Below are 10,996 nucleotides of genomic sequence, written 5' to 3' on the forward strand. Positions count from 1 at the left end.
GGCGGCCGACGCCGGGACCGGGAGCACACCCCGCCCGTGTCCCCCGGTGACCCCTCCCCGCCTCCGTTCGCCCCCGCGCGGCGGTCCGGCCCGGCCGCCGCGTCCTCCCTCCCGGATGTCCGGTCCGTGGTGCCCCGCCACGGTCCGGGAGTTCCCCGACGACCCGACCCGACCCGACCCGTCCTCCGTCCTCCGTCCTCCGTCCTCCGTCCTCCGAACCGTGCACTCGGCCGGACGGCCCCGCCGACCCGCTCCTCAACCCTCGTCAGTCCTTCCCGAAAGGCGTGAGCGCCCATGTCCCCCACACATGACCGCAGTCACAGCGACGATCTGCTGGCCTTCGTCCGCTCCAGCCCCTCGCCCTACCACGTGGTCGCGAACGCGGCCCAGCGCCTGGAGAAGGCGGGTTTCCAGGAGCTGCGCGAGGCGGACGACTGGGCGGCCGGCGCCGAGGGCGGCCGGTACGTCGTCCGCGCGGGAGCGCTGCTCGCCTGGTACGTCCCCGAGGGCGCTCCGGCCCGTACGCCGTTCCGGATCGTCGGCGCCCACACGGACTCCCCGAACCTGCGGATCAAGCCCGAACCCGACACCGGCACCGCGGGCTGGCGGCAGATCGCCGTGGAGGTCTACGGCGGGGTGCCCTTCAACACCTGGCTGGACCGGGACCTGGGCGTCTCGGGGCGGCTGCTGATGCGGGACGGTTCCAGCCGCCTCGTCCGGGTCGACCGGCCGCTGCTGCGCGTGCCGCAGCTCGCCATCCACCTCGACGGGGGCGTCAACGAAGGGGTCGCGCTGGACCCGCAGCGGCACCTCACCCCCCTGTGGGGACTCGGCGGCACCCGGCCCGGCGCCCTGCTCGGCCGGATCGCCGACGAGGCCGACGCCGACGTCGCCGACATCCTGGGCTGGGACCTGATGCTGCACGACATCCAGCCGCCCGGCTACCTCGGCGCGGACGAGGAGTTCCTCGTCTCCGCCCGCCTCGACAACCAGATCTCCGTGCACGCGGGCGTCACCGCGCTGGTCGCCGCGGCCACCGCCGCACAGCCGCCCGCCTACGTCCCCGTGCTCGCCGCCTTCGACCACGAGGAGGTCGGCAGCGGTTCCTGGTCGGGGGCCCAGGGACCGCTGCTGGAGCGGGTGCTGGGCCGGTCCGTCGGCGCGCGCGGCGGCAGCGCCGAGGACTTTCACCGGGCCCTCGCCGGCGGCTTCTGCGTCTCCGCCGACATGTCGCACGCCGTGCACCCCAACTACGCGGAGCGCCACGACCCGGGCCACCACCCGCTGCCCAACGGCGGCCCCGTCGTCAAGGTCAACGTCAACCAGCGGTACGCCACCGACGGCACCGGAGTGGCCGTCTTCGCGGCGGCCTGCGAGCGGGCGTCGGTGCCCTGGCAGCCGTTCGTCTCGCACAACGCCATACCGTGCGGGACCTCGATCGGACCGATCACCTCGGCCCGGCTCGGTGTCCCCACCGTCGACGTGGGCGTACCGGGGCTGTCGATGCACTCCGCCCGTGAACTGTGCGGGGCGAAGGACCCCGGTCTGCTGGCCAGGGTGCTGACCGAGTTCGTCACGGCGGGCTGAGCCCGCCCGGCGCCCGGACATGAGTGAAGGCCCCCCACCGTGGTGGAGGGCCTTCCTTCTGTGCGCCGCCAGGGACTCGAACCCCGGACCCGCTGATTAAGAGTCAGCTGCTCTAACCAACTGAGCTAGCGGCGCATGACTCCCGCCGTTCCGCTTCCGCGGTCGGCGACGAAAGAAATACTACCTGGTCCGGCGGGGTGCTCCGGACCACCCCGGACCACCCCGGACCGGCCCCGCCGCTCCCCGCCCGGAAGCCCGCCCGCCGGGGATCGCGGGACAGCCCTCACAGCGCGAGCGACACCAGCACCGGGGTCGCCTCGCGGTTCAGGGTGTCCGCGGCCCGGCGCAGCCGGTGGGCGTGCTCGACCGGGAGGGACAGGGCGAGGCAGCCGACCGAGGAGCCCGCGGTGATGGGTACGGCCGCGCAGACCGTGCCGATCGCGTACTCCTGGAGGTCGAGCACCGGCACCGTCGGCGGCTGGGCGTCGAGCCGGGAGAGCAGCAGTCGTTCGTCGGTGATGGTGCGCGAGGTGAGGCGGGCCATCCTGTGACGGGAGAGATGGTCGCGGCGGGCGTCGAGATCGAGTTGACCGAGGAGGCTCTTGCCCACGGCGCTGGCGTGGGCCGAGGAGCGGAAGTCGACCCATTCGTTGACCGCGGGGGTCGCCGGGCCCTCGGCGCACTGGGTGACCTGCACCTCGCCGTCGACGTAGCGGCTGAGGTAGATCGCGGCGCCGACCGAGTCGCGCAGCCGGTCCATGGTCTGCTGGAGCTTCTCGCGCAGTGCCAGGTCCCGGCCGCGGGCGGAGTCCAGCCGCCCGAAGGCGGCGCCGGCGACGAACACGCCGTCGGTGACCTGCTCGACGTACCCCTCCCGGCGCAGCATCCGCACCAGCGCGGTCAGACGGTCCGGGCCGAGGCGCGTCCTGCGGGCGAGTTCGGCGTCGGTGATGCCGGCTGAGTGCCGGGCCACCGCCTCCAGGACGCGCAGGGCGTCCTGGGCCGACTGGTACGGCGCGGTCGGCTCGTTCATCAGCGCCACGGTTTCCCCCTGCGCTTCCTGGGCCCTCGATCCGGACAGCTGAGCTCTTCCACGATAACTGTCAAACGGTGGACGATGAGGGGCTGTTGACCAGAATGTTCGTCCCGTGCGGTGCTCTCAGCAGCGACGTGACACCCTGGCATATGCCAAGGTCATGGCCCGCGGGGCATGACCCGCGGGCCGGACCTCGCACCTTCTCGCGTTCACTCCTTGTAGTCACAGCACGGCGCTGAGGAATTCCCGGGTGCGTTCGTGCTCCGGATCGCCGAACATCCGCTCCGGCGGGCCGGCCTCGATGACATGACCGGAATCGAACATCAGAACCTGGTCCGAGATGTCACGGGCGAAATTCATCTCGTGGGTCACGCAGAGCATGGTGATGTCGGTGGTGCGGGCGATGTCACGGAGGACGTCGAGGACCCCCGCGACCAGCTCGGGGTCGAGCGCGGACGTCACCTCGTCCAGCAGCAGCACCTGCGGCCGCATCGCCAGTGCCCGCGCGATCGCGACCCGCTGCTGCTGTCCGCCGGACAGCTGGCTCGGGTAGGCGTCGCACTTGTCCGCGAGGCCCACCAGGTCGAGCAGTTCACGGGCCCGCTGCTCGGCCTCGTCCCTGGACAGGCCGAGGACGGTGACCGGCGCCTCGGTGATGTTGCGGAGCACCTTCATGTTCGGGAACAGGTTGAACTGCTGGAAGACCATCCCGATCTTCTTGCGGACCTCACGGACCTGCTTCTCCTCGGCCGGGAAGAGCCGCTCCCCGGCCACCGTGATCGTCCCCTCGTCGGGCTTGGCCAGGGTCATCAGCAGCCGCAGGATCGTCGTCTTGCCGGAGCCCGAGGGCCCGATCAGCGTGACGTGCTTGCCGGTGTCGACACGGAAGTCGAGCCCGTCCAGGACGGTGTTGTCCCCGAAGCGCTTGGTGACCTTGTCGAACCGGATCAGTTCCCGGGTCTGCTGGTGAAGGGTGTCGGGGGTCTGGTTGTCGATGTCAACGGACAAGACGTCGCTCCAGGGCTCGCAGGAGGAGGGAAGCCGGATAGGAAATGAGGATGAAGGCCACGCCGATGACGGTGAGGGGCTCGGTGAACTGGAAGTGCTCCTGCGAGTACAGCCGCGCCTCGCCGAGCATCTCCAGGACCGTGATCGCCATCAGCATCGGGGTGTCCTTGAGCATCGATATGACGTAGTTGCCCAGCGCGGGCACCACCCGGCGGATCGCCTGCGGCAGGATCACCGCGGTCCAGGTGCGCCGCAGGGGCAGGTTGAGTGCCGTGGCCGCTTCCCACTGACCGGCCGGCACGCCCTCGATACCGGCCCGGTAGACCTGCATCGTGTACGTCGAGTAGTGCAGCCCGATCGCGACGACCCCGGTGGTCAGCGCGGAGAACGTGATGTTCCACTCGGGCAGCACGTAGAAGAGGAAGAACAACTGCACCAGCAGCGGGGTGTTGCGCACGAACTCCGTGACGGCACCCACCGGCCAGCGCACCCAACGGGTCGGCGCCCGCATCAGCAGCGCCCACACCAGCCCGAGGGCGAAGGAGATCAGCGAGCCGAGGGCCAGCGCCTTCAGGGTGACCAGCAGTCCGTCGCGGAAGAGCGGCATGAAGTCACCGACCGCGCTCCAGTCCCACGTCATGCGGCACCTCCCTGGTCGGCCGTCCTGTACCCGGTCATGAGGCACCTCCGCTCGCCGCGCCCACTCCGCTCGCCCCGGCACGGCGCGTCTCCCGCGCGGCGGTTGGGCGCTCGGGCGCCCTGCCGAGCCCGGCCTTCAGCCGCCGCTCCAGGACACGCATCAGCCGGGTGATCACGAAGGCGATCACGAAGTAGATCAGCAGGATGTACGCGTAGATCTCCGCGCTCTCCTGGAGCGCGAGCCGCACCAGATTGCCGCTGAAGGCCAGATCGCCCATCCCCATGATCGAGACCAGGGCCGTGCCCTTGAGCAGTTCGACCAGCAGGTTGCAGAAGGAGGGGATCATCTCGGGCACCGCCTGCGGCAGCAGGATCAGCCGCATCCGCTGCCAGGGCGTGAAGCTGAGCGCGATGCCGCCCTCGCGCTGGGCGGGGTCGACGGCGTTCAGGGCGCCGCGCACGATCTCGCTGCCGTACGCCCCGTACGTCAGCCCCAGCGCCAGCGTGCCCGCCCACAGCGGGACGAGCTGCCAGCCGAAGGCGAGCGGCAGCACGAAGTACACCCAGAAGATCATGATCAGCGCGGAGGTCCCGCGGAACACCTCGGTGTAGAGGCCCGCGAGGAAACGGACGATCCACCGCCGGGAGGTGCGCGCGACGCCCACCGCGAAGGAGACGGCTCCGGCCACCAGCGAGCCGAGGACCAGCAGCTGGAGGGTGACCCAGATCCCCTTGAGTACGAGTTCCCAGAGTCCCGGGGTCATCCGCGGCAGAGCTCCTTCGCGGTCAGATCGGTCATCTCGGCCCGGGTGAAGCCGAACGGCCGCAGGATGCGGAACAGCTCGCCGCTCTTCTTCATCTTCCGCAGCTCGACGTTGAAGGCGTCCCGCAGCCGCGTCTCGGCCGAACGGAACGCGAAGCCGCCGCCGTCGACGTGCGGCTTGCCCTTGACCAGGGGGGCGAACGGCTTGGTGCTCTCGGTCCTGCGGGACTTCCTGACCACCTCGCGGACGGTCAGCGCGGTCCCGGCGAAGACGTCGACACGCCCCGCCTCGACGGCGTTCAGCCCGGCGACCTGGTCGGGCACGATCAGGATGTCGCTCTCCTTGTACCCGGCCTCGACGGCGTACTGGATCTCGGCGTACCCGGTGCCGGTCGCGAACCTGGCCTTCTTCGCCACGACGTCCTTGTAGTCGTGCAGGTCCTTCGGATTGCCCTTGCGCACGACGAAGGCGTCAAGCATCTGGTAGTCCGGGTCGGAGAAGACGACCTGCTGACAGCGCTCCGGGTTGATGTACATCCCGGCCGACACGACGTCGAACTGCTGCGAGTTGAGCCCGGGGATGAGCGAGCCGAACTCGGTCGGCACCGGCTGGACGCGGTCGACCCCCAGGCGCTTGAACACCGCCTTGGCGAGTTCGGGCGCCTCTCCGGTCAGTTCACCGTTCCTGTCGATGTAGCCGAACGGGATCTCGCCCGCGATACCCAGCCGTACGACACCCTGCGCCCGCAGCCGGCCGAGGAGATCTCCGCCGTCGGTGCCGGCGGCCGTGGCCACCCGGCTGCAGCCCGCGGCGCCCAGCGCGCCGGCCGCGCCGAGCGCCGAGACGCCCGTGAGCAGCGCCCGCCGGCTCGGTCCTCGTGTCCGCGCACCGGGCCCGTCTCTTCCGTCATTGCGTAGTGGTGGAGCCATGGCGGCGCGGCTACCCGGGACCACACGATCCATTCCGGCCACCGCGCACCCCGACCCTCGATGAGGCGCTCTTGACCCCGGCGGGACCATGGAACGCATGACCGAGCGCATGACCGACCGGTACATCGAAGTCTCCCTGGTCAAGCGGGGAGCCCACTGCACGGCCAGACTGCTCGACGACCGGGCACCCCTCACCTGCGCGGCGGTGTGGGACGCCCTCCCCCTGGCCGGTGACGTCTATCACGCCAAGTACGCGCGCAACGAGATCTACGCCCTGTTCCCGCCCTTCGCGGCGGCCGGCGAACCCCCGCTGGAGAACCCCACGGTGACCCCCGTCCCCGGCGACCTCTGTTACTTCGCCTTCGCGGGCGCCGAGCTGGGCACCAAGGCGTACGGCTACGGCACCGAGGTGCGCCCCGGCACCACCGTCGTCGACCTCGCCCTCTTCTACGAACGCAACAACCTGCTGCTCAACGGAGACGTGGGCTGGGTTCCGGGCATCGTCTGGGGCCAGATCGTCGAGGGCCTCGACACCATGGCCGAGGCCTGCAACGACCTGTGGCGCTCCGGCGCGCTGGGGGAGACCCTCAGCTTCCGGCGGACATAGCGAGGGCGGGCGGCGGAGCGACCCCGGCAGCCCCCGCCTCGTACAGCGCGTGCGCCGTCCGCAGGACCAGGTCGTCACGGTGACGGGCGGCGACGATCTGCAGGCCGACCGGCAGCCCCGCGGCGTCGGTACCCACCGGGACCGACGCCGCGGGCTGCTGGGTCATGTTGAAGGGGTACGTGAACGGGGTCCATCCCGTCCAGCGCCGGTGCCCGGAGCCCTTGGGGACCTCGGTGCCCGCCTCGAACGCGGTGATCGGGAGCGTCGGCGTCACCAGCACGTCGTACGACTCGTGGAAGCGGCCCGTGCGGCGCCCCAGGTCCATCCGGACGTCCACCGCGGCCAGATGGTCCAGGCCGCTGAGCCGTGCGCCCTGCCGGCATATCTCCCGGAGCCCGGGGTCCATCAACTCCCGCTGCCTCGGTCCGAGTTGCTGGACCACCCGGGCCGCTCCGCCGAACCACAGGGCGTGGAAGGCGTCCACCGGGTCCCTGACGTCGGGGTCGGCCTCCACGACGTACGCGCCCAGCGCCGCCAGCCGCTCCACCGCCCGCCGTACGGCCGCCGCGACCTCCGGGTGGACCGCGACCTGCCCGCCGAGGGACGGCGAGTAGGCCACCCGCAGCCCGCGCACCCCGCCCCGCAGCGCGTCCACGAAGGAACCGCCGACCGGCCCGAGCGCCGACCAGTCACGTGCGTCGGGCCCGCTGATCACGTCCATCATCAGGGCCGCGTCGGCCACGTCCCGGGTCATCGGTCCCACGTGCGAGAGCGTCCCGAAGGGGCTCGCCGGATACAACGGCACCCTGCCGTACGTCGGCTTCAGCGCGAAGATCCCGCAGAAGGCGGCCGGGATGCGCACACTGCCGCCCCCGTCCGTCCCCAGCGCCAGCGGTCCCGCGCCCAGCGCGACGGCCGCCGCGCTGCCGCCGCTGGAGCCGCCCGCAGTGCGCGAGAGGTCGTAGGGATTGCGCGTGACCCCCGACAGCGGTGAGTCGGTGACGCCCTTCCAGCCGAACTCGGGTGTCGTCGTCTTGCCGAGGAAGACCGCGCCGTGCTCGCGCAGCCGGGCGACGGACGGCGCGTCCTCGTCCCAGCCGCCCTCCGGGGACACGGTCCTGGAGCCCCGCAGAGTCGGCCCGCCGCGCAGCAGCAGGATGTCCTTGACCCAGACCGGGACGCCGTCCAGCAGCCCCGCGGGCTCGCCCCGCCGCCAGCGGTCCGCGGACTCCGCCGCCCCCGCGAGCGCCGCGTCCGTGTCCAGGCGGACGAACGCGTTCACGGCCGGCTGGACCTCCTCGGCCCTGCGCAGCGCCGCCCGCACCGCGTCCACCGGGCCGAACTCGCCCTTGCGATAGCCGTCGACGAGTTGGACCGCGGTCAGCTCGGTGAGTTCGGTCATCGGCCTGCCCCTCCTGGAAGTTCGGCGGCTCAGTGTCCGGGCACGTACCCGCGTTTCTTGTCCACCACGTTCGGCAGCGGCCGGCCCGCCTCCCAGCGCTCGTACATCTCCACGAACTGCGCGCCGAGTTCGTCCCGCCAGCCGACCGTGTCCCCGCTCATGTGCGGGGACACGATCAGCCCGGGAACGTCCCACAGCGGGCTGTCCGGACCGAGCGGCTCGTGCTGGAAGACATCGAGGGCCGCGCCCGCGATCCACCGCTTCGACAGGGCCTCGGCGAGCGCCTCCTCGACGACGAGCGGCCCGCGCCCCACGTTGATGAAGCGGGCCGACGGCTGCATCATCCCGAAGCGCCGGGCGTCGAACATGCCGTACGTGGCCTCGGTGAGCGGCGCCGCCGAGATCACCCAGTCGGCGCGTGCCATCAGCCGGTCGAGCTCCCCGGGCCCGTGGATCCCGGTCCTCGGGGTGCGTCCCACCAGCGCCGTCGTCACCTCGAGTGCCTTGAGGGACTTGACGATCGCCCGTCCGATCGGCCCGGAGCCGACCACGCAGGCGCGGGTGCCCGCCACCCGCTGCGACTCCCGGTGCCGCCACTCCCGCCGCCCCTGGAGCTCCCAGGTCCGCGGCAGATCCTTCGCCATCGCCAGCACCAGTGCGGTGACGTACTCGGCGATCGGCCGTTCGAAGATGCCCCGCGCGTTGGTCACCACCGTGTCGGACGAGGCGAGTTCGGGACAGAGCAGATGGTCGACGCCCGCGCTCGCCGTGTGCACCCAGCGCGGCCGCCGGCCCTCGCCCGGCCAGGCGCGCCGCACCGCGCGCGAGGTGAAGTCCCAGACCAGCAGCACGTCCGCGCGCGGCAGCCGCTCGGCGAGTGTCGTCTCGTCGGCGTGCTCGATCCGCACCCGGCCGGTGAGCCTGCCGAGGCGGGGGAGCGGTTCGGCGTCCAGGACGAGCAGCGTGGTGCGCTCCCCGGACGCGTCGGCGGACAGCGGCGTGGACGCGGACGCGGGGCGGGGCGTTCGGGGGAAACCGTTTCGCAATGCGAGTCCGCTTTCCTGAGGGGACGAACCTGCGGGACGAGTCTGCGGGGCGGGCGTACGGGGACGGGAGTGCGGGGGACGGGCGCACTTGGGACACGGCCGAGGAGGGGGGTGGAGCCGGGTGAGCGGGGCGGGGCCGAGCCGTCTGAGATGCGCGGATTGACCACGCTCGCACCCGAACCTACCTTCGTCAACACGGTGGCGCGCACGGTCTGTTGTCCGTCGGTGCCTCCGCGTGGGTCCCACCTTCCGCCTTCGTGAGGCCGGTGCTGCCATGGACGTCTCCCTGGACATCTCGTTTCTGGGCGGTCCCCGCCCGCAGCGTGGGGTGGGCGTCGTCGCCCCCTTCGACTTCGCCCTCGACCGGGAGCTGTGGCGCTGGGTCCCGGACGAGGTCTCCCTGCACGTCACCCGCACCCCGTTCGTGCCGGTCGAGGTCAGCCTGGACCTGGCACGCCTGGTCTCCGAGCACGAGACCCTCGGCGACGCGGTCCGGGCACTGAACGCCGTCGCGCCCGAGGTCGTGGCGTACGCGTGCACCTCGGGCAGTTTCGTGGGCGGCGTCGCGGGCGAGCAGGCGATGTGCGAGGCCATGCGGCGGGCGGGCGAGGTGGCCGCGCTGACCACGTCCGGGGCGCTGCTGGAGGCCCTGGCCGAGCTGGGGGCGCACCGGATCGCCCTGGTGACGCCGTACACGGTCTCGGTCACCCAGTCGCTGGAGGAGTACCTCGCCGAGGCCGGCGCCGAGGTCACCGGGCGTGCCTTCATGGGCCTGACCAGGCATATTTGGAAGGTGCCCTACCGCGACGTGGTCGACATGGCGCGCCGCGCCGTCCGGAGCGGCCCGGCGGACGCGCTCTTCATCAGCTGCACCAACCTGCCGACCTACGACGTCATCGCCCAGCTGGAGGCCGAACTGGACATCCCGGTCATCTCGGCCAACCAGGTGACCATGTGGGCGGCGCTGCGTCATCTGGGTACCCGGGCAGTGGGCCCGCGCCAACGGCTGGTCCGGGGACACCTTCCCCGCCCCCCGGGTTCCGGGGGACAGCCCGCGCACCGGGCTCCTGTACTGCCGGAAGAACAGGAAGGCTGGACATGACCGCACTTGGATTCCTCTACCCGGGCCGCTCGGCCGAGGACGACTACCCGCGTATGGAGCAGCTCCTGGGCAGCGACGTCCGGCTGGCGCTGATCCACACGGACATCGGTGAGGACGCGCACCGGGTGGACGCCCTGCGCGAGATGGGCTCCCTGGCGCGGCTCTCGCCGGGCGTCGAGGAACTGCGGCTGTCCGGGGCCGAGGCGGTGGTCTGGGCGTGCACCAGCGGCAGTTTCGTGTACGGCTGGGAGGGCGCCCACGACCAGGTGCGCTCCCTGGCCCGTACGGCGGGCCTGCCGGCCTCCTCGACGTCCTTCGCCTTCGCGCACGCCGTACGGGAGATCGGGGCGCGGCGGGTCGCCGTCGCCGCGACGTATCCGGACGACGTGGCGGAGCTGTTCGGGGACTTTCTCCGCGAGGCCGGGGTGGACGTGGTCTCGGTGCGGGCTTCCGGGATCGTGACGGGGGCGGAGGTCGGGACATGGGGCGAGGCGGAGGTGTTCGCGCTCGCGCGGGGCGGGGACCATCCCGACGCCGACGCGGTGCTCCTGCCGGATACCGCGCTGCACACGGTCGCTCATCTGACGGCGCTGGAGAAGGAGCTCGGGAAGCCGGTGCTCACGGCGAACCAGGTGTCCGTCTGGGAGGCCCTGCGGCTGGCGGACCGGCGCGTGAACGCGCCGGCCCTCGGTGCGCTGTTCACCCGTGAGCCGCTGGTTCAGTTCTGACCCGGGGTGTCTCGTCCGTCCCCTGGGGGCTCCGCCCCCAGACCCCCGTCCGGCCTTAAGGGCCTTGTCCTCAATCGCCGGACGGGCTGGTGGTGCGGGCCTGCGCTGGAGGCGCAAGGGCGAGGTGTGAGGCTGCGCTGAATGGCTG

General features: G+C 71.8%; 11 protein-coding genes and 1 tRNA gene. 4 read left to right on the plus strand and 8 right to left on the minus strand.

Annotated features, from left to right (window positions below; translation table 11 throughout):
• Window positions 1-294: 294 nt before the first annotated feature.
• Window positions 295-1,587 (plus strand): M18 family aminopeptidase, encoded by a 1,293-nt coding sequence (locus ACFV2J_RS23970; protein WP_385088082.1) that lies wholly within the window; start codon window positions 295-297, stop codon window positions 1,585-1,587.
• Between the two features lie 61 nt (window positions 1,588-1,648).
• On the opposite strand, the gene ACFV2J_RS23975 is transcribed toward ACFV2J_RS23970, so the two are convergent.
• The 6 genes from ACFV2J_RS23975 to ehuB form a co-directional block, all read right to left on the minus strand.
• Window positions 1,649-1,722, minus strand: a tRNA-Lys gene (locus ACFV2J_RS23975).
• Window positions 1,723-1,870: 148 nt separating this feature from the next.
• Window positions 1,871-2,629 (minus strand): IclR family transcriptional regulator, encoded by a 759-nt coding sequence (locus tag ACFV2J_RS23980; RefSeq protein WP_385088080.1) that lies wholly within the window; start codon window positions 2,627-2,629, stop codon window positions 1,871-1,873.
• 216 nt (window positions 2,630-2,845) lie between these two features.
• Entirely contained in the window at window positions 2,846-3,619 is a 774-nt protein-coding gene (gene ehuA, locus ACFV2J_RS23985; protein WP_385088096.1) for an ectoine/hydroxyectoine ABC transporter ATP-binding protein EhuA, read from the minus strand.
• Window position 3,620: 1 nt separating this feature from the next.
• Window positions 3,621-4,271, minus strand: coding sequence for an ectoine/hydroxyectoine ABC transporter permease subunit EhuD (ehuD, locus tag ACFV2J_RS23990; RefSeq protein WP_168528279.1), 651 nt, complete (start codon window positions 4,269-4,271; stop codon window positions 3,621-3,623).
• 34 nt (window positions 4,272-4,305) lie between these two features.
• Window positions 4,306-5,034 (minus strand): ectoine/hydroxyectoine ABC transporter permease subunit EhuC, encoded by a 729-nt coding sequence (ehuC, locus tag ACFV2J_RS23995; RefSeq protein WP_385088079.1) that lies wholly within the window; start codon window positions 5,032-5,034, stop codon window positions 4,306-4,308.
• Window positions 5,031-5,963, minus strand: coding sequence for an ectoine/hydroxyectoine ABC transporter substrate-binding protein EhuB (gene ehuB / locus ACFV2J_RS24000; protein ID WP_385088077.1), 933 nt, complete (start codon window positions 5,961-5,963; stop codon window positions 5,031-5,033). The genes ehuC and ehuB overlap by 4 nt, the downstream gene beginning before the upstream one ends.
• Before the next feature lie 109 nt (window positions 5,964-6,072).
• Between ehuB and ACFV2J_RS24005 the strand changes: the two genes are divergently transcribed.
• Window positions 6,073-6,570, plus strand: coding sequence for a DUF3830 family protein (locus tag ACFV2J_RS24005; RefSeq protein ID WP_385088094.1), 498 nt, complete (start codon window positions 6,073-6,075; stop codon window positions 6,568-6,570).
• Here the strand turns inward: ACFV2J_RS24005 and ACFV2J_RS24010 are convergent.
• Together ACFV2J_RS24010 and ACFV2J_RS24015 are read right to left on the minus strand one after the other, a co-directional pair.
• Window positions 6,551-7,972, minus strand: coding sequence for an amidase (locus ACFV2J_RS24010; RefSeq protein ID WP_385440471.1), 1,422 nt, complete (start codon window positions 7,970-7,972; stop codon window positions 6,551-6,553). The two genes, ACFV2J_RS24005 and ACFV2J_RS24010, sit on opposite strands and share 20 nt — an antisense overlap.
• A 29-nt stretch (window positions 7,973-8,001) precedes the next feature.
• Window positions 8,002-8,967, minus strand: coding sequence for a D-2-hydroxyacid dehydrogenase (locus ACFV2J_RS24015; protein ID WP_385088092.1), 966 nt, complete (start codon window positions 8,965-8,967; stop codon window positions 8,002-8,004).
• Window positions 8,968-9,292: 325 nt separating this feature from the next.
• Between ACFV2J_RS24015 and ACFV2J_RS24020 the strand changes: the two genes are divergently transcribed.
• Together ACFV2J_RS24020 and ACFV2J_RS24025 are read left to right on the plus strand one after the other, a co-directional pair.
• Window positions 9,293-10,120, plus strand: a complete 828-nt coding sequence (locus tag ACFV2J_RS24020) for an aspartate/glutamate racemase family protein (RefSeq protein WP_385088073.1) — start codon at window positions 9,293-9,295, stop codon at window positions 10,118-10,120.
• On the plus strand, window positions 10,117-10,848 hold the full coding sequence (locus ACFV2J_RS24025) for a decarboxylase (RefSeq protein WP_385088071.1): 732 nt from the start codon (window positions 10,117-10,119) through the stop codon (window positions 10,846-10,848). The genes ACFV2J_RS24020 and ACFV2J_RS24025 overlap by 4 nt, the downstream gene beginning before the upstream one ends.
• The last annotated feature ends 148 nt before the right edge of the window (window positions 10,849-10,996 follow it).

Source organism: Streptomyces sp. NPDC059668 (assembly GCF_042734135.1).
GTDB lineage: Bacteria > Actinomycetota > Actinomycetes > Streptomycetales > Streptomycetaceae > Streptomyces.

Bases quoted from the DNA above. Each gene is read 5' to 3' on its own strand.
- ACFV2J_RS24005 (WP_385088094.1), top strand. From the start codon at position 6,073: ATGACCGACCGGTACATCGAAGTCTCCCTGGTCAAGCGGGGAGCCCAC.
- ehuD (WP_168528279.1), bottom strand. From the start codon at position 4,271: ATGACGTGGGACTGGAGCGCGGTCGGTGACTTCATGCCGCTCTTCCGC.
- ACFV2J_RS24010 (WP_385440471.1), bottom strand. From the start codon at position 7,972: ATGACCGAACTCACCGAGCTGACCGCGGTCCAACTCGTCGACGGCTAT.
- ehuC (WP_385088079.1), bottom strand. From the start codon at position 5,034: ATGACCCCGGGACTCTGGGAACTCGTACTCAAGGGGATCTGGGTCACC.
- ehuB (WP_385088077.1), bottom strand. From the start codon at position 5,963: ATGGCTCCACCACTACGCAATGACGGAAGAGACGGGCCCGGTGCGCGG.
- ACFV2J_RS24025 (WP_385088071.1), top strand. From the start codon at position 10,117: ATGACCGCACTTGGATTCCTCTACCCGGGCCGCTCGGCCGAGGACGAC.
- ACFV2J_RS24020 (WP_385088073.1), top strand. From the start codon at position 9,293: ATGGACGTCTCCCTGGACATCTCGTTTCTGGGCGGTCCCCGCCCGCAG.
- ACFV2J_RS23970 (WP_385088082.1), top strand. From the start codon at position 295: ATGTCCCCCACACATGACCGCAGTCACAGCGACGATCTGCTGGCCTTC.